We start from the raw sequence: 20,506 nt of genomic DNA, 5'->3' as shown, positions 1-20,506 counted from the left end.
GGGATGTAGTTTTACTTCATGAACCTGTCGCCTCGCCGGATGTCCGTCCTCCTCGCCGTCCAGCGCTCCGGAGGGGTGGTCGCAGCTGCGGATTCGTTACATATGAGCCCCTCCGCCGTGTCCCAGCACGTCCGCCTTCTGGAGGAGGAGACCGGCGCCCGCCTCATGGATCGCGCGCCCACCGGATCGGTGCTCACTGAGGCGGGCCGAGTCCTGGCTGAGACCGCCGAGCGCATCGAGGGAGAGCTCGCAGAGGCTCAGCGCAAGCTCGCCGGACTCGACGGCGCCAGCCCCACGGGGACAGTCCGCGTGGGCTCCTTCGCCACCGCCGTGCGCGCCATCCTCCTGCCCCTCATCGCCGACCTGGAGGTCAACCGCCCCGGGCTCGACGTCATCATCGAGGAGGTCGAGGAGCGCGCGGGCCTGGCCCGCCTGCGCCGCGGCGAGCTCGACCTGCTCCTCCTGGAGCGCGACGCCCGTGCCCTTCCGCCGGCCCCCCGAGGTCTCGGCGATGTGCCGATCCTCGATGAGTCCTGGCTCGTCGTCGTCCCGCCGGGCAGCGCCGTGCCGGCGTCGCTGGCGGACCTGACCGGCGCCACCTGGATCGCTCTTGATCCCTCCACCGCCGGGGCGTTCGCGCTCGCCCGCCTGTCCAGGCAACTCGGAGTCCCCCTGGCCACTCGGCACGTGGGCTACGACTACGACGTCGTGCTCGCCATGGCCCATGCGGGATTGGGCTACGCGCTCCTCCCCGAGCTCGCCGTGCGCAGCAGCGTCATCCCCGATGACCTGCACATCACTCGGCTGCCGGGCATCGGGGCCCGACAGCTCGTCGTGCGCCATCGCGCCACGCGCACCGAGCCCGGGCCGGCGGTGCGCGCGGTCCTGGCAGCGCTGCTGGAGCAGACGATCCCCCTGGGCACCGTCATGGGCTGATGCGGACGGCGCCTCCCGCGCCGCGACGCGTGGCCCCGCCACCGCCCGACCCCGGATCGACTAGTCTTGCCGAGTGGCCATTGACTTCCCCGTGCAGATCGAACGACTCCGACACACCTACGCCTCCATCGCCGCGGTGACCGACCCCGACGCCCTGCGCGCCCGCATCGTCGAGTTGAGCGAGTCCGCTGCCGCCCCGGATCTGTGGGACGACCCGGACGCCGCCCAGGTGGTCACCTCCGCCCTGTCCCACGCCCAGGCGGATCTCAAACGCGTCGAGGAGCTGGGCGAGCGCATCGACGATCTCGGGACGATGGTCGAGCTCGCCGGGGAGGAGGAGGGCGACGACGCCGCGGAGATCCTCGCCGAGGCCGAGGCCGACCTCGCCGCCATCTCCAAGGACCTGGCCGACCTGGAGATCCGCACCCTGCTGAGCGGCGAGTACGACCAGCGCGACGCCGTCGTCACCATCCGCTCGGGCGCCGGGGGAGTCGATGCTGCCGACTTCGCCGAGATGCTCCTGCGCATGTACACGCGCTGGGCCGAGCGCCACGACTACGCCATCAAGGTCCTCAACACCTCCTACGCCGAGGAGGCCGGGCTGAAGTCCGTGACCTTCGAGGTCCACGCCCCTTACGCCTACGGCACCCTGTCGGTGGAGGGCGGCACGCACCGCCTCGTGCGCATCAGCCCCTTCGACAATCAGGGGCGCCGCCAGACCTCCTTCGCCGCCGTCGAGGTCATCCCGCTCATCGAGTCCACCGACCACATCGACGTCCCCGAGACCGACATCCGCATCGACGTCTTCCGCTCATCGGGGCCAGGCGGCCAGTCCGTCAACACCACCGACTCCGCCGTGCGCATCACCCACCTGCCCACGGGCCTCGTGGTCTCCATGCAGGACGAGAAGTCGCAGATCCAGAATCGTGCGGCGGCCATGCGTGTCCTGCAGTCCCGGCTCCTCCTGCTCAAGCAGCAGGAGGAGGACGCCAAGAAGAAGGAGCTCGCCGGGGACATCAAGGCCTCCTGGGGCGACCAGATGCGCTCCTACGTCCTCAACCCGTACCAGATGGTCAAGGACCTGCGCACCAACTACGAGGTCGGCAACCCCGACTCCGTCTTCGACGGCGACATCGACGGCTTCATCGATGCCGGCATCCGCTGGCGCAAGCAGCAGGAGCAGACCGAGGACTGATCCGCGCCCCGTGCCCCTGTCCTTCGCTCTTAACCCGAGACCGGTCGAAATAGTGATCGAGACCGGTTGGCAGGGTGCGGGGAACCGGTCTCGCCCCTATTTTCGACCGGCCTCGGCGTGATGTGGCGGGGCGGGGCGGGAGCGCGCTAGCCTGGGACCGGTCGCGACTGGCGAGGGTGGGGCACCACCGGGGAGTGGCCGCCGCCCCATGTGGAGGGGACGTCGCCCGCCTGGGCGTCCCGCCGACCCCCGGAACCACAGGAGCCCCTTGTGACCGCCTCACCGGCCCCCGCAGCCTCGACCACCGTGCCCACCGCCCACGTGCCCACCGAGGGACTTGTCAATCCCGATATCGTCCCCGTGCGCCGCGCGCTCGTCTCGGTCTACGACAAGACCGGTCTCGTCGAGCTCGCCACCGCCCTGGCCGCCGCCGGCGTCGAGATCGTCTCCACCGGCTCCACGGCCGCCACCATCGCCGCCGCGGGTATCGCGGTCACCGGCGTCGAGCGGGTCACCGGCTTCCCCGAGTGCCTCGAGGGCCGCGTCAAGACCCTCCACCCGCGCATCCACGCCGGCATCCTCGCCGACCGCCGCAAGCCCGACCACCTCGCCCAGCTCGGCTCCCTGGGCGTGGCCCCCCTCGATCTCGTCGTCGTCAACCTCTACCCCTTCACCGCCACCGTCGCCTCCGGCGCTCCCTTCGACGCCTGCGTCGAGCAGATCGACATCGGCGGTCCCTCCATGGTCCGCGCCGCCGCCAAGAACCACCCCGGCGTCGCCGTCCTGACCTCCCCCGACCAGTACGCCGAGGCCGTCCAGGCCATCGCCGATGGCGGATTCTCCCTCGCCCAGCGCCGCCGCCTCGCCGCGGCCGCCTACGCCCGCACCGCCGCCTACGACGCCGCCGTCGCCACCTGGTTCGCTCAGCAGACCGAGGCCGACGGCGCAGAGGCCGGCCCCGGCAGTGCGGCCGATGCCGAGGGCCCGGCCGCGCCCCCCGCCTACGTCGGTGCCGCTTACGAGCGCCTCGCCGCCCTGCGCTACGGCGAGAACCCCCATCAGGGCGCCGCCGTCTACACCGCCCCGGGGGCGCGCGGAGGAGTGGCCAAGGCCCGGCAGCTGTCCGGCAAGGCCATGAGCTACAACAACTACACGGACGCCGACGCCGCCCTGCGCGCCGCCTACGACCATGACGGCGAGGTCTGCGTGGCCATCATCAAGCACGCCAACCCCTGCGGCGTGGCCATCAGCCCCAGTGGTGATGTCGCGCAGGCCCACCGCCTCGCCCATGCTTGCGACCCCGTGTCCGCCTTCGGCGGCGTCATCGCCACCAACGCCACCGTCACCGCCGCCATGGCGCATCAGATCAAGCCGATCTTCACCGAGGTCGTGGTCGCTCCCGCCTTCGAGGACGAGGCCCTGGAGATCCTCAGGGCCAAGAAGAACCTGCGCATCCTCGCCGTCGAGGCGCCCGAGCGCGAGGGATGGGAGATCAGGCAGATCTCCGGGGGCGCCGTCATCCAGGAGCGCGACGCCTATCAGGCCGGTGACGACGACCCCGCCGCATGGACCCTCGCCGCCGGCCGCCCCGCCGATGAGGCCACCCTCGCCGACCTCCGCTTCGCCTGGCGCGCCATCCGCTCGGTCAAGTCCAACGCCATCCTGCTGGCCTCCGGCGGGGCCACCGTGGGCGTGGGCATGGGCCAGGTCAACCGCGTCGACTCCTGCCGCCTGGCCGTCGAGCGCGCCAACACGCTCGGCGCCCGCTCCACCGGCGACGCCGCGGCGCCCGCCGCCGCGACCGCGGAGACCGGGGACACCGCGGAGGCCGGGCAGACCGGGGCCGTCGGCGGGGGCGACGCCGCCCAGATCCTCACCGGCTCCGCCCCCGAGCGCGCCCGGGGGGCCGTGGCCGCCTCCGATGCCTTCTTCCCCTTCGCCGATGGCCTGCAGGTCCTCATCGACGCCGGTGTGCGCGCAGTCGTCCAGCCCGGCGGCTCCATCCGCGACGAGGAGGTCATCGCCGCAGCCAAGGCCGCGGGCGTGACCATGTACCTCACCGGGCGGCGCCACTTCTTCCACTGAGGCCGTGGCGCCCGCCCCGGCATGACAGGCCCCGCCGCTCCCAGTTCGGCCTGGCGCGGCCCGGTGCGGCCGGGCCGCGACCGGAACGGGCGATAGGGTGGGCGCGTGAGCCAGGAGCGGGACAGCGCCGCCGGCGCCAGCACCACGGGCGGGTCCTCGGCGGGACCCGCTGATGAGCGCCCCCGACGGGGCGTGGCTCCACCGCGCAGCCGCGCCCATCAGACCTACCGGATCGCCGGCGTCGTCACCGTGGCGGTGAGCCTCACCGTCGTTCCCGCCAGCAGCCTGCTGGGGCACCAGCGGCTCGGCGTTATCGCGCTGGTGGCCCTGCTCCTCACCCTCGTCGTCATGCGCTTCCAGCGTCCCCAGGGCACCTGGATCTCCGCGCGCTCGCGGCTCTTCGACGTCCTCTTCGGGGCACTGCTCGCCCTGGCGCTCCTCGTACTGGCCGCCTACGCGGACCTCCCGCGCATTTCCGGCTGAGGCCTACGGGCCGGAGGGTGCCAACCGGGCGGCATCCCATCCCGGATGGCAGACGCCCCGGCCCGCGCAGGCCCGACTATGCGATTCTGCCCCGCTGTCACGGTTATCGCGCTCACGCGGCGATCCCCCGGTATCTGGAAGGCCCCAACATGTCCAACGCACAGCCCGTCGCGCGCAAGTGCCGCATGAAGGGCGGCATTCTCCTGTGGGTGATTGTCGCGATCCTGCTCGCCGTGGCCCTCGGCTCGATTCGCGTGGGCGGCCACCCCATCATCCCCGCCCCCGTTGGCCGCGGCTTCGCCACCTTCTCGGCGGTCTTCAGCCAGTTCCTCAAATTCGCGATCCCGCTGATCATCATCGGCCTGGTCACCCCGGCCATCGCCGACCTCGGGCGCGGGGCCGGCAAGTGGCTGGGCGTCACCACCGCCGTCGCGTACGCCTCCACCCTCTTCGCGGGCTTCGTCACCTATGCGACCTGCGCGGCCCTGTTCCCCTCGCTCCTGTCCGGGGTGATGCTCGGCGACGTCTCCAAGCCTGGGAGCGCCCTGGAGAGCTTCTTCACCCTTGAGATCGCCCCGCCGGTGGAGGTCCTGACCGCCCTCATCCTCAGTTTCGTCATGGGCATCGGCCTCTCGCTCGTGCCCCGCGGCGTGCTGCGCAAGGGATTCATCGAGTTCCGCGCCATCATCACCCGCCTCATCGAGACGATCATCATCCCCCTCCTGCCGCTGCACATCTTCGGCATCTTCCTCAACTTCGCCTACACGGGCGAGGCATGGGCGGTCATGAGGACCCTCGTGCGCGTGGTCGTCGTCGTTCTCGTCCTCGAGGTCGTCATCCTGGCCTGCCAGTACACCGCCGCCGGGGCCATCGGCCGCAAGAACCCGCTCAAGGCCATTCTCAAGCTGCTGCCCGCCTACATGACGGCCCTGGGCACCTCCTCCTCCGCGGCGACCATCCCGGTCACGCTGCGCCAGACCAAGAAGCTGGGCGTGTCCGACGCCGTCGCCTCCTTCGTCATCCCCCTGTGCGCCACGATCCACCTGGCCGGCTCGACGTCGAAGATCTTCGCCTTCGCCTTCGCCATCGCCTTCACCCAGGGCCTGACGATCAGCGCCGCCCAGTGGATCGGCTTCATCTTCATGCTCGGCGTCACGATGGTCGCGGCCCCCGGCGTCCCCGGTGGCGCCATCGCCGCGGCTTCGGGCCTCATCGCCTCCATGCTGGGCTTCAACGACGCCCAGGTCGGCCTCATGTTCGCCACGTACATCGCCATGGACTCCTTCGGCACCGCCACCAATGTCACTGGCGACGCGGCCATCGCCATCACCATCGACCGCTTCGCCGATGGCCGCCTCGGCCACGAGGGGGACCCGGAGAACGCCCGTGAGCTCGCCTTCGACGGCATGGCCTACCTCGACGGCGTGAGCGTCGAGGGTGTTGTCAGCCCCGAGGAGCTGGCCGCCTCCAGCGCCGCCGCGGGCAATCCCGGTGCCTGAGGCCGAGTCGGGGCCGCAGCCGTTCCTCACGCCTGACGGGCCATGAGCCTGGCGAGCTCCCCGCCGGCCGACATGAGCGCGGCGGGGGCGCCCTGCTCAACGACGCGTCCGCCGTCGAGAACGGCCACGTGGTCCGCCTCGCCCACCCACTGCAGGCGGTGCGTGATCTCCACGACCGTCGTGCCCGCCAGGCGCTTGCGCACGCGGGAGCGCACCCGGGCGTCGAGCGCCGGGTCCAGGTGCGAGGTGAACTCGTCCAGGACGACGACCCCGGGCTGGACCAGCAGCGCCCGGGCCAGCGCGAGCCGCTGGCGCTGGCCGCCGGACAGCGAGGCCCCGCGCTCGCCGATCATCGTGCCGTAACCGGACTCCAGGGCCATGATGTCGTCATGGATCCCGGCGTCCTGGCAGGCCCGCCGCACCTCCTCCTCGCTCGCGCCCGGCGCGGCCAGCCGCAGGTTGTCCAGGACACTGGCCCGGAACAGGTGCGCGCTCTGACTGACCAGCGCCACCTCGCGGCGTAGGCAGTCACCCCTCAGGTCCCGGATGTCGACGCCGTCCAGGAGGATCCGGCCCGTCGCGGGATCGTCGAAGCGCAGCGCCAACTGGCCCATCGTCGTCTTGCCCGAGCCCGAGACCCCCACGAGGCAGGTCCACCGGCCCGCCGCCGCGCGCACGGAGGCGCCTTCCAGCGCGAGCCCCGGCGAGTCGGGATAGGCGTAGGAGACACCCTCCCAGACGAGCTCATGGGAGCCCGCCCGGGGGAGCTCCTCCTGCCCGTCCACGACCTCGATGGGGGAGTGGGCGGTGGCCCACACCCGCTCGGCCGCAGCGAAGGAGGTAGTGAGCGCGGCGGCGAACTCCTCCACCCCCCGCGCGGTCTCGGCCAGGCGCACCACCGCCGCCACGCCTCCCGCCAGGGCGGCCGCGGAGAAGGCCCCCGCCCGCACGTCGTCGGCGCCCACGAGGATCATCGCGGCAGGGCCCAGGAGCGTGAGCAGCTGGACGCCGCCCCGCCGCAGGGACGTCCAGCGCCGCGCCGGGGCTCCGGCGGTCTGGATGGCGCGGTCGATCGCGCCCATCTCCTCGAGGCGCTCGTCCACGCGCCCGTAGCCCACTACCTCGGCCATTCCCTGAATGGAGTCCGTGACGTGCTGAGTCAGCCCGGCCCGCTCCGCCACTGCCCCGCGCGAGGAGGCCAGCGACGCCCGCCACCCGAGCGCGGGCACGGCCCCGATCGCCCCGGCGAGGAAGATCAGGGCGGTCAGGGCCACGGGCCAGGACGTCGTCGCCCCGACGACGCCCACCACGCTCAGGGGCACGACGACGGCGCTGACGGCGGGGGCGAAGGTGTGGGCGAAGAACACCTCGATCCGGTCGACGTCCTTCGTGGCGCGCGCCAGCAGGTCCCCTGAGCGCGCCTCCAGCATGACTCTCGGGGCACGGGGGATGAGTGCGGCGAAGATCTCGCCGCGCAGCAGTTCCAGGGCCTTGAAGGCCACGAAGTGCCCGAGGAACTGCTCGCTGTAGCGCAGCGCCGCCTTGAGCAGGGAGGCGAGCGCGAGCTGCCCCGCCAGGTCCCAGGGGATGCCGATGGGAGCCCCGGAGGCGGCCTGCGCGCCCGTGCGGACGACGGCGATCGCGCCGATCGCCATGATGGCGCAGCCCAGGAGGAGCTCGGCGATGCGGCACAGCGTTGAGCCCACCAGGGGCGCCAGGACCGGCCGCGTCACGCTCAGGAGCCAGCCGATGAGCGCGCGGCGGCTCGGCGGGGAGGGCGGGGTGGAGGCAGCCTCGGTGGCTCCGCCAGGGCCGGTCTGCGTCTTCAGGGCGTCCTGTGCCCCCGGGGCGCCTCGCGCGCGTCTCGCGCCCGTGCTCATCGCTCGCCCCTTCCCGCCCCGTGTCCGGCCTCAGGGGCCGCCCCGGTACCCGACCGCGCTCCGGGCTCGGTGGCGATGAGGCGCCCGCCCTCGATGGTGATGACGCGATCAGCCCCGCTCAGCGCGCCGGCGCGATGCGAGACCGTGATGACGGTGCGCCCTTTGGAGACCCGCTCGATCGCCTCGATGATCACGGCCTCCCCGGCCAGGTCCACCTGGCTCGTCGGCTCGTCGAGCAGCAGGACGGGCCGGTCGGCGAGCACCGCCCGAGCCAGGGAGACGCGCTGGGCCTGGCCCCCGGACAGTCCCAGGCCCCGCTCTCCCACACGGGTCGCCAAGCCCTGGGGCATACCCCGGACCTCCTCGGCGAGATTGGCTATGGTCAGCGCCTCCCAGAGCTCATCGTCGCCGGCGGAGGGCGCCGCGAGCCGGAGGTTGGAGGCGATGGTGCCGGAGAAGAGCCAGGTGGATTGCGCCACCAGGGCGCTCGCGGCGCGGACCCGTTCCTGCTCGGCGGCTCCCGACCCCGGGGCCAGCGCCTCGCCGTCGACCTCCACGGCGCCACCCGAGGGAAGGAGATCGCCCTTCAGCAGGGCCGTGAGCGTCGACTTGCCCGAGCCGGAGGGACCGACGACCGCCACGTGCTCGCCGGGCGCCACTTCGAGGTCGATCCCGTGGAGCACCTCGGCGCGCCCCCATGCGGCGCTCGCCCCTCGTAGGCGGATCGCCCCGGAGGGACCCGCCCCCGGGGCCCCGGACAGTCCTGACTGCCCCGCAGGCTCCCGAGCCCCCGTCGCGTCCGCCTGCCGTGGCCCTCCCAGCGCCGCCGCGCCGCTCCGGTCCGAGGAGGACAGGATGCGGCGGATGACCCGCTGGTTGGCCTGGCCTCCCATGCCGACGTAGAAGAACGCCCCCACATGGTCCAGTGGCTCGAGCAGGACGAAGGAGGTCAGCACGATCGCCAGCGCGTCGCCGACGCCGATGGCCCCCGAGCCCAGTCGAGCCACGGCGCTGACCGCGGCCACCGAGATGAGGAAGAGGGAGAAGAGGGAGTCGGTGACCAGGATGACGAGCTGGTTGCCGGCCAGCAGGCGCATGACCGCGCGACGGTTGCCCTCCCCGGCCTCGCACAGCCGCTCGTGCGTGCGCCGCGCCGCGCGGGCTAGCGTGAGGGTGGTCAGGCCCTGGATGGCGTCGAGGTACTCCGCGCTCAGGCGCGCTCGGCTCCTGCGCGATCCCGAGGACGACGATCTCAGTGTTCTGTGGAAGCCGATGATGAGCGTGGGCACGCCGACGACGGCGAGGGTCAGCACAGCGGAGGGGAGCGGGTCCACCGCGATGGCCAGCTCCGCGAGCACGAGGGCCGGGGCGAGCCCCGCTGCGATCGTTGGGGCGAGGAAAGTCTGCCGGTACAGGGCCACTCGCTCGGCGCCGTCGGTCAGCACCGAGACGGTCGACCCGGTGCGCTGTCGGGCCGCGCGGGCCGGGCCGAGCCCCATGAGGTGGGCGAGGACCCTGCGGCGCAGAGCTGCCTCCTCGCGGGCAGCGCTGCCCAGCGACACCGCCCGCGCCCCTGCCGCCGCCAGGGCCGAGGCCGTGCCGGACAGGAGCGCCGAGGCGAGCAGCGCTGCCGGGGCCGTGCCATCGATGAGGGCGCCGAGCGCCCGGCCGGCTGAGATGAGCGACCAGCCCTGCGCCAGGGAGGCGAGGACGGTCAGGCAGAAGGAGGCCAAGTTGGCCCGCTTGGACGACGGCGTCGCCAGCGGGATCCGCGTGGGGGAGGGGCCTGGGCCGGAGAAGACGGGCATACGGGCTATTGTGCTGCGGGTCATAGGGTGAGTGCCAGAATCGCGCCCCCATCGTCCCGCCCTCATGGGGCCCGGTGCTCGTAGGCTCGTCCCATACGGCTGGCCGAGCGCGGCCAGTGCCGCAACAGTGCGGTGACAGCACTGCGGCGGTCCCGCCACAGTACTGTCCCCATCACACCCGATCGAAATCAAAGGAGACCCCATGGCCAACGCCCCCGTGAACATCACGATCACCGGTGCCGCCGGCAATATCGGCTACGCCCTTCTCTTCCGCATCGCCTCCGGCACCCTCCTCGGCCCGGACCAGCGGGTCAACCTCCGCCTGCTCGAGATCCCCCCGGCCATCAAGGCCGCCGAGGGCACCGCCATGGAACTCTTCGACTCCGCCTTCCCGGCGCTGGGCTCCATCGATATCTTCGACGATGCGAAGCAGGCCTTCGAGGGCGCCAACATCGCCTTCCTCGTCGGCTCCATGCCCCGTAAGGCCGGTATGGAGCGCGCCGACCTGCTCAGCGCCAACGGCGGCATCTTCGGTCCCCAGGGCGAGGCGATCAACGCCGGCGCCGCGGACGACATCAAGGTCCTCGTCGTCGGCAACCCGGCCAACACCAATGCCCTCATCGCCGCCTCCCACGCCCCCGACGTCCCGGCCTCCCGCTTCACCGCGATGACCCGCCTGGACCACAACCGCGCCCTGGCCCAGCTCGCCATGAAGGCCGGCTGCCACGTCACCGACGTCGACAAGGTCACGGTCTGGGGCAACCACTCCACCACTCAGTACCCCGACCTCACCCAGGCCACCGTCAAGGGCCGGCCCGTCACGGACCTGCTCGCCGACCGCGTCTGGGTGGAGGAGGACTTCACCCCCACTGTCGCCAAGCGCGGTGCCGCCATCATCGACGCCCGTGGCGCCTCCTCGGCCGCCTCGGCCGCCTCGGCCGCGATCGACCACGTTCGCGACTGGTGCCTGGGCGTCAAGGGCTACTCCTGGACCTCCTCCTCGATCATGTCCGACGGCTCCTACGGCGTGCCCGAGGGACTCATCTCCTCCTTCCCCTGCACGTCCGAGAACGGCGAGTGGAAGATCGTCCAGGGCCTCGAGATCGACGAGTTCTCCCGCGCCAGGATCGACGCCTCCGCCGCCGAGCTCGTCTCCGAGAAGGAGGCCGTCGCCTCGATGAGCCTCATCTGAGAGCTCAGTCGTCAGGAACCCTGACGGCGCCCGGGCCGGCCCCCTCATCCCTCGGCGAGACGATGAGGGGGCCGACCGCGGCCGGGCGCGGACGGCATCCGACCGCGCCCGGCCGCCTTGGAGCGCGGCGCGGCGCTGTGCTGGAATCAGGGACATGGCACGCCGCAGCTCCAAGCGGCCCTACGGGGCCGGGCACATCCCCCTCGACGTGGGGCGCCTCGCCTCCGTGCCGCGCAGCCAGACCGGACCGGGGGGAGCGGAGTTCACCGTCCGACATGTGCGCGGCGGCGCCAAGGACTACACCTGTCCGGGTTGCCATCGGCGCATCGTTCCCGGCACCCCGCATGTGGTGGCCTGGTCCAATGAGTCGCTCTTCGGGGCGGACCGCGGGTTGGAGGAGCGCCGGCACTGGCACACCTCCTGCTGGGAGCGCCGCCTCTGGTAGCCGCGGGTCCGTGCCGCGCAGCGCTCCTGATCCGGGGCAGGCGCGCGGACCAGCCTCAGACGAGGGGAGCGTCCGAGCGCTCCTCCCAGCCGGGCAGCAGACGGTCCAGGGCGAATCGCAGTGGCACGATATCGCCGTCGCGCCCGCCCTCCCCGATCGTCAGGGGCACGGGATCCGGGCTCGGGGAGACGCCGAGCAGTCTGTCCCTCAGCCCCAGTTGGCGGGTGAGGATGTAGAAGCGCCCCTCGACGTCGATCGCCACAGTCCTATCGGCGCGCAAGTACCAGCCCCTCAGCGGAGTGCGCGCGGTGCCGCCGCCATAGCCCTTGGCCCTCAGCGCCACCGGCTCCAGGCCCTCTGCGGAGGCGACGCCGAGGAAGGCCCGCACGATCCGCTCCGCCCGGGCGGTCTCGGCTGAGCGGGCGGCCCGGAGCATCCGGGCCCTGCGGGCAGCGGCCTCGCGGCGCTGCGAGGCCCAGTCGGCCTCCTCGGGATCCTCTGGCGCCGCCGCTGGGGGATCCGCGTGCGCCGGGGCCGGGACGTCGTGGTCGGGGGATGGCTGGATGCCGGGCATAACCCAAGCCTAAAGCGAGTCGTCAATGAGGCCACCAGAGACTGTCGGATAGCGCACACTGGAAGCATGTCCGAACCAGCCCGACTGCGCATCCGTCTCGACTCGGGATCAGCGGCGCCCGTCTTCGAGCAGATCTGCGATGCCGTGCGCCGCGACATCGCCTTCGGCCGTCTTCCCGCCGGAACCAGGCTCCCGACGACGCGCGCCCTGGCGGCCGAGATCGACGTCGCCGTCAACACCGTGGCCAAGGCCTACCGCGAGCTGGAGCTCGAGGGCATCATCGAGGGGAGGGGACGGCAGGGCACCTTCGTCATCGATCCTTCTGGGACCGCCGCCGAGCGCGAGGCGCTGCGCTGCGCCCACGCGCTGCGCGACCTCGGGGTGAGCCGTGAGAGGGCGCTCGATCTCCTGGCGCGCGCGTGGGGCCCCTGACGACTCAGGAGCCCCACGGCGCGACGTGACAATGGCGTCGGTGATGTTCGTGGCGCCCGCTCGGCGCGGGCGCCACGAGGCGGATCAGGACTTCTTCTTCGCCGTGACCTTCTTGGCGCCCTCCTCGGAGGACTGCTTGGCGGACGTCTCGGCCCCGGGCCCGGCGTCGGCCTCCTCGCCCTCGGCGTCCTGGGGGGACTGCGCCGTCTGAGCGGTGCCGGCGCCGCTGATCACCGGGGCGGGCGCGTGAGGGAGCGCGGAGTCGCCGAGGATTCCGCGCATGTCCTCCAGGTAGGCGGCGATCGAGTCGCGCTGGCGCTCCAGCTCTTCGATCTGGCGGTGCACCGCCGAGGTCTGGGCCTCGGCGTCGGCGCGGGCGTCCTCGAGGAGCTGCTCAGCCTGGTCGCGCGCCTCGCGCACGATCTCGTCGGCCTTGTTCGTGGCCTCCTCGTAGCGGGTGCGGGCCTCGGCGTCGGTGCGAGCGCGCACCTTCTCCGCGCGATCGAGGGCCTCCTGGAGACTCGCCTCCGCCTGAGCGGTCTGGGCCTGGGCCTCCTCGACCATCTGGCGGATCGACTCCTGGGTCTCCTGGTGGGCCTTGGAGTCCTCGGTCGCGGCGGCCTCGTGCTGCTCGGCGATCTCCAGGGCCGCCTGCTGGCGAAGCTCGGCCACCTCGGAACGGGCCGCCTCCGCCTCGGCCTTGGCGTTGCGAACGAGGGACTCCGCCTCGGCCTTGGCGTTGCGAACGAGGGACTCCGCCTCTGTGCGGGCCTTCTCCACGGTCAGATGCGCTTCCTCGCGCGAGGAGGTCAGTAGTGCCTCGGACTCCTCCGTGGAGGTCCGGCGCAGCTCCTCGGCGGCTGCCTCCGCCTCATCACGGGTGGCGGCGGCCTGCTGATCGGCGGCGACGGTGGTCTCCGTGGCCTGCTTGTTCGCCTGGGCGATGACGAGGGAGGCCTCGCGCTCGGCCGAGCTACGGGCCTCGGTGGCGGCGGTCTGCGCGTCCGTGGTCGCCTTGGCGGCGGTGCGCTCGGCTGCGGCCACCATCTCGTCGGCCCGGGCCTGGGCGTTGGCGAGCGTTGTCGCCGCTTCCGCCTGGGAACGGCTGGTGAGCTCGCTGGCCTCGCGGCGGGCGTCCGCGACAAGAGTGGCGGCCTCGGAGGAACTGCGCTCCTGCAGGCGCTTGGCATTGGTACGGGTGCGGGAGAGCAGGGCCTCGGCCTCGGCATTGGCCTTGGACATCACGGTGGCGGATTGCTCCTCGGCGCTGCGCAGCAGCTGCTCGATGCGCGATCCGAGGCCGGCGTAAGTCGGCTTGTCGGCCTCGCGCAGACGACGGCGCGCATCGGCCAGCTCACCGCTGAGCGTCATCGCTCGTTGGTCGAGATTGGCGACCTCGCGGCGCGCATCGGCCAGCTGCCGCACCAGGGACTCGATGCGCTGCTCGACCTGCGCGCGATCGTAGCCGCGCATCGTCACGGCGAACTCATGGGTCTCGTCGGACACGGTGTCTCCATCCTTATATGTGGGGCGGTGCCCCGGCTCAGGGACAAGGGTAGGGCTCCGGGCGGCTCGGTCGCGACCTCGGAATCCCTTAGGGTTTCCAGATTACTCTGCGATTGCTCTCAGATCACTCCCAGGGTTTCCGATGGTCGTCCGCTCAGGGCGCAGCGTTGTGTGATGTTCCCCAGGATGGTGGGAATCCGGTGCGCCGGCATGGGATTCTGGGCATCAATGCCCCGTTCCGCCCGGCGTCACGCCCGGGATGCGGGGGACCAAACGCCGAGTCCGAGGAGTTCAGCGTCGTGAATCGACGACTCTTGAGCGCGATCGTCGCCGCTGCCGGCCTGATCGTCATCGCTCTGGCCGTCTGCTTCGCCACAGTGTGGCGTCCCAGTTCGACCATCGAAGCCACCCTTCCCGCGTCGCCCGAGCAGAACTACGTCGTCACCGCTCCCGGTGTGCTCAACCTGGTCGACTCATCGGTGACGATCAAGGCCACCGCCGCCGACGGCGCCTCGCCCGTCGTCATCGCCGTCGGCCACGAGGCGGACGCCAAGGCCTGGCTCGCCCAGGACCCGTACCTCTCGGTCACCGGCCTCACGGATGAGAAGACCCTCCAGGCCTCGCCCGTGACGGAGGCCTGCGACTCCTCGGGGGCCTGCTCCGCGGCGACGCCCTCCAATGCCGACCCCACATCCTCGGACCTGTGGAGCAACAAGGCCGACGGCACGGGCTCGGTATCGGCCGTCGTCAACGTCAGCTCCTCGGACATGGTCGCGCTCGTTGCCACGGACGGCTCGGGTCCCGCGCCGTCGGTGTCCCTGTCGTGGGAGCGGACGGTGTCCACGTGGTGGTTCATGCCCAGCCTGATCCTGGGCGGCCTGCTCATCCTCATCGGGGTGTTCGGCCTGCTTCTCGACTTCCAGAACCGCCGGGCGGAGGCTGAGCGCCGCAACCGCGCGGCCGAGCGGCAGGCCCGCCTCGATGCCGCCGATGGCGTGTCGACCGCCGCGGTGCCCAGCATCGAGGACCCGGACCGCCCGTTGACCCGCCGGGAGAAGCGGGACAAGGAGCGCGCCGAGCGACAGGGCGAGGAATGGGTGGACCCGCGCACCGGCCGCGTCTACGTCGGTGGCGTTGAGGTCCCCTCGATCCCCTCGTCCTCCGAGGCCCTCACCGCTCAGGGCGCCGGGGCGGCGAGCGCGGATACGAGCATCGGCGCGACCTCATACGATCCCTACGCCGGCATGTCCGCCTCGACGCCCCCCAGCAGTGGCGCGGCGGGCGCCCTCGATGGGGCGGGCCGGGGCGACTCGCGCCCGGACCAGGGCGATGGGATGACGGCGTATGACCGCCCCTGGGAGGGCGTCCCCGAGCGCTCATGGGAGAGTTCCAGCGAGGGCTCGTGGGATAGTCCCGCCGACCGCCCCTGGGAGAGCACGACGGCATCCCTGCGCCCGCTCGACCCCGCCCCAACGGCCACCGGTGATGACCAGGCCCCTGCCCTGCGGCCCTACGACGGCGCGCGCGAAGGCGATCGGGGATCGGGAGCCGGCCTCGCCGAGCCCGTGGATTACTTCGGAACCGCCTCCCGTGAGGGCGATGGCGCCCAGGCGCTGCGCCCGGCGCCCTCGATGATCCCGGGCTCCGCGCCCTACTTCCAGGTGGACGACCCGCGGGGCTCGAGCGCCTCGGAAGCACTGCCCGCGTCCCCGCCTGTTGATCTGCCCGCTTACAGGGCCGGCTCATCGGGTCCCTCCACGGAGGACCTGGGCGAGCTCGGACTCGGCAGGAGCACGGACGGCCAGGGCGCCGGTGGTGCCCGGGACGACAAGGAGACCATCTGATGACCACGCGCCGTTCCTTCCTCGGGGGCGTGACCGCCTCGGCCGTCGCCGCGACGCTCGCCGCCTGCGGGCAGGAAGTCACCACCACGCCCGTGGCCGCCACGGGCACGCCCAAGGCCTATTCGGCGCTCGACTCCGAGCGCCTGACCTCCATCCTGGAGCGCATCAAGGCGGGCCTGGTCCAGGCGGACACTGCCCGCACCGCCGACTCCCTCAACGGCTACCTGATGGGGCCCGCCGCCCGTGGCCGCGCGGAGCAGTACGCCCTGGCCTCGGCCCTGGGGGACGACACGCGAATCAGCCAGATCGTCCTTGACTCCGCGGCTGGCGCCGCCGGCCTGGCCGAGGGCTTCCCGCGCACCGCCGTCGTCGTGTCCCAGCAGCCCGAGGCGGCCAAGGCGCCCTGGATCATCGTGCTGTCGCAGGAGGACGCCAGGGACAACTTCGAGCTGTGGGCCTGGGGGCAGCTCTTCCCCGGCGCGCGCGTGCCCGGGACCCCGACCGCCGCAGCCGGGACGGAGGCCATCGTCGCGGACTCCACCGGGCTCGTCTCCACCCCCGCCGACGTCCTGGCCGCCTACGTCGATGCCCTCAACAACCCCTCGGGCGCCAACGCGACCACATTCGCCAATGACCAGGACCGCATCCGCGCGCAGGTCGCTACGGATCGGTCCATCAACAACCAGGTCTCCGCCGCGGGCACGGTCACGGTCACGGCGACGGCGGGCACCGATGGCTTCCGCGGCCTGCGGACCGCCGACGGCGGGGCCATCGTCATGACCACCCTCGGCTACACCACGCAGTTCAAGCGCACCGTCAAGGACGCCGGCTTCCAGGCCGGGCCGACGCTCGGCAAGATGCTGGGAGGCGATGACGCGGTCCGCGGCACTGTCACTGCTACCTACGACGCGATGATCGCCTTCTCGATCCCCGCCGAGGGGAGCTCGGAGGCTCCCGCCGCGCTGGGCGGATCCGTGGTCCTCGCGTCCGTGACCAGGGATGATTCAACGGCTCCCGCCTGACCCCCATCCCGATGCCCGGGGCGCGCGCATGGCGCCGCCCCGGGCACGCCCATTGACCAGTACCTGCCCGCGAACAGCGGGCCCGATTCAGGAAGGCCGCCTATGAGCATGTTCGGCGCCGTTGATCTGTCCTCCCTCGCCCCGCGCCCCACTGCGAGTCCCGAGCCGGGCGCCTCCGCTGCGGCGCAGGCCCCGTCAAGCGATCAGGCCGGGGGCATTCCCGCCCCCCTGATCGTCGACATCGACGCCCAGACCCTGGGCGATATCGTGGCGATCTCCTCGCAGGTTCCCGTCGTCATCATCTGCCACAGCCCTCGCAGCGAGGTCGCCGCCCAGGCCGTGACGATGCTGGGCCGCCTGGCCGAAGAGTACGCGGGCCGCTTCGAGCTCGCCCGCCTCGACGTCGACGCGGCGCCGGAGGCCGCCCAGGCCCTCGGAGTGCAGGCGATCCCCGCCTGCGTCGCCCTCCTCGCCGGCCAGCCCGTGCCCCTGGCCCAGGGAGCCGCCGGTGAGGAGCAGACCCGCGCCCTGCTCGACCAGCTCCTCCAGGTCGCCGCCGCCAACGGCGTGACGGGACGCCTCGCGCCGGGAGCCTCGGCCGCGGACGATCACGAGGGGCCCGTGGAGACCGAGGTCGAGCGCCAGGCCCGCGAGGCCATCGAGAAGGGGGACTGGGCCGGCGCCGAGGCCGTCTACGACCACGCCATCGCCAACAGCCCCGCCGACGCCGACCTCAAGACCGCCCGCGCTCAGATTCGGATGCTCGCGCGCATGGACGGCCAGGACCCCGCCGCGCTGCTCGCCGCCGCCGACGCCGCCCCGGAGGATCTCGACGCCGCTCTGGCGGGGGCCGACGCTGCGCTCGCCGTGGGGGATGCCGAGGACTGCCTCGCCCGGGCGCTCGACGCCGTCGCCCGTCACGGCGGCGATGAGCGAGAGACCGCTCGCCTGCGTCTCCTGGAGCTCTTCGAGATCATCGGTGCCAGTGCCCCCGAGGTCCAGGTCGCCCGCCGACGCCTCGCGACGATTCTCTACTGACACGGACTCGACTGTTCGCCGGTGTGCAGCGGGAGGCCCGCCGCCCCTCGGGGCGGCGGGCCTCCCGCGCTCGGCCTCAGGCGATGGGCGTGGGGCTGATGCCCCAGACCTTCGCGTAGTCGCTGATGGTGCGGTCCGAGGAGAATCGGCCCGAGCGGGTGATGTTGATCCAGGCGCGGCGCTGCCAGGCGCGCTGGTCGGCGTAGTCGGCGGCCATGCGGTCCTTGGCCTCGCGGTAGGCCGCGAAGTCGCCCAGGACGTAGTAGACGTCGGCCGGCTCGTAGGTGGCCTCGAAGATCGAGCGGCGCAGGTCCGCGAACCAGCCGGAGCCGTTGTCATCCAGGGTGCCGTCGATGAGGGCGTCGAGGACCCGCTTGAGGCCCGGGACGTTCTCGTAGTGCCAAGCCGGGTCGTAGCTCTCGCGCAGCGCGGGCAGCTCGTCCTCGGTGGCGCCGAAGATGTAGGCGTTCTGGGGGCCGACGGCGTCGAGGATCTCCACGTTCGCTCCGTCGAGCGTGCCCAGGGTGAGGGCGCCGTTCATCATGAACTTCATGTTGGACGTGCCCGAGGCCTCCTTGCCTGCCATCGAGATCTGCTCGGAGACGTCGGCGGCCGGGATGATGTGCTCGGCGGGGGAGACGTTGTAGTTGTGGACGAACACGACCTTGAGGGTCTTGGAGATCACCGGGTCGTTGTTGATGAGCTCGCCGATGGTGTTGATGAGCTTGATGATGCCCTTGGCGCGGATGTATCCGGGGGCGGCCTTCGCTCCGAAGATGAAGACGCGCGGAGGGACCGCGAGCGTGGGGTCCTCCTTCATCCGGAAGTACAGGTCGAGGATGTAGAAGGCGTTGAGCAGCTGGCGCTTGTACTCGTGCAGGCGCTTGATCTGCACGTCGAAGATCGCGTCGGGGTCGATCTCGATGCCCTCGCGCGCCTTGATCCAGTCGGCGAAGTCGGCCTTGTTGGCGCGCTTGACCTCGGCCAGACGGTCGAGGACGGCATTGGTGGCGGCGCCGTCGAAGTCCTGCAGGGCCGACAGGTCGCGGACCCAGGCGTCCGAGCCGGTGACCTCGTCCAGGAGAGCGGATAGGCGCGGGTTGCACTGGCGCAGCCAACGGCGCGGGGTGACGCCGTTGGTCTTGTTGTTGAAGCGCTCGGGCCAGATCGCGTACCACTCCTTGAGGGTGTCGCGCTTGAGGATCTCGGTGTGCAGGGCGGCGACGCCGTTGATGGAGTAGGAGGCGTAGCAGGCGATCCAGGCCATGTGGATGCGGCCACCGGAGATCGGGGCGATGTAGTCGATGGTCGCCGGGTCGATGCCGCGGGTGGCGAGGTCGGAGCGGAAGCGGCGGTCGATCTCTCGGACGATCTCCATGATGCGAGGGAAGAGCTTCTCGAAGATGGAGATCTCCCAGGTCTCCAGGGCCTCAGCGAGCACCGTGTGGTTGGTGTAGGCGAAGGTCGTCGAGACGACCTCCCAGGCCTCCTCCCAGCCCAGGTGGTGCTCATCGAGCAGGATGCGCATGAGTTCGGGGATGGCGAGCACCGGGTGGGTGTCGTTGAGCTGAATGGAGTTGAACTCGGCGAAGCCGGACAGGTCCGCGCCATGGTGGGCGACGTAGTTGTCGACGATCTCCTGCAGGGAGGCCGAGCAGAAGAAGTACTGCTGGCGCACCCGCAGCACCTTGCCCTCGTAGGTGGTGTCATTGGGATAGAGGACGCGGGAGATGTCCGCGGTGCGCTCGCGCTCGACGATCGCGTCGGTGAAGCGCTGGGAGTTGAAGGCCTCATAGTCGAACTCCTCGATCGACTCGGCCCTCCACAGGCGCAGGGTGCCCACGTTCCTCGTGCCGTAACCGGTGATCGGCATGTCGTAGGGCACGGCGCGCACGGTGAGATCGTTGTAGCGCACGATGCGGGCGCACTCCTCGCGGCGGATGATGAAGGGGTAGCCCTCCTCCATCCACGGGTCGGGGTGCTCGGTCTGGAAGCCGTCGGAGAAGAGCTGCTTGAACAAGCCGTAGCGGTAGAGGATGCCGTAGCCGGCCACGGGCAGGTCGAGGGTGGCGCAGGAGTCGAGGAAGCAGGCGGCCAGGCGGCCCAGGCCCCCGTTGCCCAGCGCGGCGTCGGGCTCCTGCTCGAGGATCTCGGACAGGTCCTGGCCGAAGGCGCCGACGGCCTCGCGGGCCTCGTCGACCAGCCCGAGATTGGTCAGGTTGTTGAGCAGCGCCCGCCCCATGAGGAACTCCGCGGAGAAGTAGTGCTCCATCCGCCCCGCCCGGTAGGCGCGGGTGGTGGCATACCAGTCGTCCGCGATGGCGTCGACGACGGCGGCGGACAGGCCCTGCCAGACCTCCATCGGGGTGGAGGCGTCAGCCGGATGACCGGAGACGGCGCGGATTTGAGAGGGAACCGTCGCCATCAGGTTCTTCGTCATAGTTCTTCCCTTGTCGGACATGGATTGGGATGGCTGCAAGTTGGTTGCAGAACTCGCTCAGATCGTACACGCAGCCGTGTCCCGTACCAGGGGGCTACGGAGTTCCCGGGGCCGGGAGGCCATACGA

16 protein-coding genes and 1 riboswitch are annotated in these 20,506 nt (G+C 71.6%); of the genes, 11 read left to right on the top strand and 5 right to left on the bottom strand.

All coding sequences use genetic code 11. From position 1 onward, the window contains the following. Positions 1-18: 18 nt before the first annotated feature. From B6G06_RS06365 to B6G06_RS06345, 5 genes are all read left to right on the top strand, one after another. A complete protein-coding gene (locus B6G06_RS06365; protein WP_080461807.1) occupies positions 19-936 on the top strand; it encodes a LysR family transcriptional regulator in 918 nt (305 codons plus the stop codon). A gap of 73 nt (positions 937-1,009) precedes the next feature. Beyond that, positions 1,010-2,131 (top strand): peptide chain release factor 2, encoded by a 1,122-nt coding sequence (gene prfB / locus B6G06_RS06360; protein WP_081171584.1) that lies wholly within the window; start codon positions 1,010-1,012, stop codon positions 2,129-2,131. A 153-nt stretch (positions 2,132-2,284) separates the two neighbouring features. Beyond that, a riboswitch (ZMP/ZTP riboswitch) is annotated at positions 2,285-2,374 on the top strand. A 27-nt stretch (positions 2,375-2,401) separates the two neighbouring features. Then, positions 2,402-4,216 carry a bifunctional phosphoribosylaminoimidazolecarboxamide formyltransferase/IMP cyclohydrolase gene (gene purH / locus B6G06_RS06355; protein WP_081171582.1) on the top strand — a complete coding sequence of 605 codons (1,815 nt, stop codon included), beginning with the start codon at positions 2,402-2,404 and terminating at the stop codon, positions 4,214-4,216. 105 nt (positions 4,217-4,321) lie between these two features. Next, the gene (locus B6G06_RS06350) at positions 4,322-4,699 is read left to right on the top strand and encodes a DUF3017 domain-containing protein (protein ID WP_240494029.1); all 378 of its coding nucleotides are present in this window, start codon (positions 4,322-4,324) and stop codon (positions 4,697-4,699) included. Positions 4,700-4,848: 149 nt separating this feature from the next. Next, positions 4,849-6,198: a dicarboxylate/amino acid:cation symporter gene (locus B6G06_RS06345; protein ID WP_081171578.1), complete on the top strand. Its 1,350-nt coding sequence runs from the start codon at positions 4,849-4,851 to the stop codon at positions 6,196-6,198. 26 nt (positions 6,199-6,224) lie between these two features. On the opposite strand, the gene B6G06_RS06340 is transcribed toward B6G06_RS06345, so the two are convergent. After that, positions 6,225-8,078, bottom strand: a complete 1,854-nt coding sequence (locus tag B6G06_RS06340) for an amino acid ABC transporter ATP-binding/permease protein (RefSeq protein WP_081171576.1) — start codon at positions 8,076-8,078, stop codon at positions 6,225-6,227. Next, positions 8,075-9,886 (bottom strand): ABC transporter ATP-binding protein/permease, encoded by a 1,812-nt coding sequence (locus tag B6G06_RS06335; RefSeq protein ID WP_081171574.1) that lies wholly within the window; start codon positions 9,884-9,886, stop codon positions 8,075-8,077. The genes B6G06_RS06340 and B6G06_RS06335 overlap by 4 nt, the downstream gene beginning before the upstream one ends. A 202-nt stretch (positions 9,887-10,088) precedes the next feature. Between B6G06_RS06335 and B6G06_RS06330 the strand changes: the two genes are divergently transcribed. Together B6G06_RS06330 and B6G06_RS06325 are read left to right on the top strand one after the other, a co-directional pair. Further along, entirely contained in the window at positions 10,089-11,078 is a 990-nt protein-coding gene (locus B6G06_RS06330; protein ID WP_081171572.1) for a malate dehydrogenase, read from the top strand. Between the two features lie 154 nt (positions 11,079-11,232). After that, the gene (locus B6G06_RS06325) at positions 11,233-11,523 is read left to right on the top strand and encodes a hypothetical protein (RefSeq protein ID WP_080461799.1); all 291 of its coding nucleotides are present in this window, start codon (positions 11,233-11,235) and stop codon (positions 11,521-11,523) included. Positions 11,524-11,578: 55 nt separating this feature from the next. Here B6G06_RS06325 and B6G06_RS06320 read toward each other — a convergent pair whose 3' ends face one another. Next, a complete protein-coding gene (locus B6G06_RS06320; protein WP_080461798.1) occupies positions 11,579-12,097 on the bottom strand; it encodes a hypothetical protein in 519 nt (172 codons plus the stop codon). 66 nt (positions 12,098-12,163) lie between these two features. Here B6G06_RS06320 and B6G06_RS06315 point away from each other — a divergent pair, with 66 nt between their 5' ends. Beyond that, positions 12,164-12,529 carry a GntR family transcriptional regulator gene (locus B6G06_RS06315; protein ID WP_081171570.1) on the top strand — a complete coding sequence of 122 codons (366 nt, stop codon included), beginning with the start codon at positions 12,164-12,166 and terminating at the stop codon, positions 12,527-12,529. Between the two features lie 84 nt (positions 12,530-12,613). Here B6G06_RS06315 and B6G06_RS06310 read toward each other — a convergent pair whose 3' ends face one another. After that, the gene (locus tag B6G06_RS06310) at positions 12,614-14,035 is read right to left on the bottom strand and encodes a DivIVA domain-containing protein (RefSeq protein ID WP_125898899.1); all 1,422 of its coding nucleotides are present in this window, start codon (positions 14,033-14,035) and stop codon (positions 12,614-12,616) included. Between the two features lie 299 nt (positions 14,036-14,334). Here B6G06_RS06310 and B6G06_RS06305 point away from each other — a divergent pair, with 299 nt between their 5' ends. The 3 genes from B6G06_RS06305 (at position 14,335) to B6G06_RS06295 (ending at position 17,939) form a co-directional block, all read left to right on the top strand. After that, complete coding sequence (locus tag B6G06_RS06305; RefSeq protein WP_125898898.1) at positions 14,335-15,879, top strand: hypothetical protein; 1,545 nt, start codon at positions 14,335-14,337, stop codon at positions 15,877-15,879. Then, entirely contained in the window at positions 15,879-16,901 is a 1,023-nt protein-coding gene (locus B6G06_RS06300; RefSeq protein WP_081171568.1) for a DUF8094 domain-containing protein, read from the top strand. The genes B6G06_RS06305 and B6G06_RS06300 overlap by 1 nt, the downstream gene beginning before the upstream one ends. Positions 16,902-17,003: 102 nt before the next feature. Next, positions 17,004-17,939: a tetratricopeptide repeat protein gene (locus B6G06_RS06295; RefSeq protein WP_164505204.1), complete on the top strand. Its 936-nt coding sequence runs from the start codon at positions 17,004-17,006 to the stop codon at positions 17,937-17,939. A 76-nt stretch (positions 17,940-18,015) separates the two neighbouring features. Here B6G06_RS06295 and B6G06_RS06290 read toward each other — a convergent pair whose 3' ends face one another. Then, the gene (locus B6G06_RS06290) at positions 18,016-20,379 is read right to left on the bottom strand and encodes a glycogen/starch/alpha-glucan phosphorylase (RefSeq protein ID WP_081171566.1); all 2,364 of its coding nucleotides are present in this window, start codon (positions 20,377-20,379) and stop codon (positions 18,016-18,018) included. Positions 20,380-20,506 lie beyond the last annotated feature (127 nt).

This window comes from Actinomyces gaoshouyii (assembly GCF_002076915.1).
Lineage (GTDB): Bacteria > Actinomycetota > Actinomycetes > Actinomycetales > Actinomycetaceae > Actinomyces > Actinomyces gaoshouyii.
This window is presented reverse-complemented; position numbering and strand designations above follow the sequence as displayed.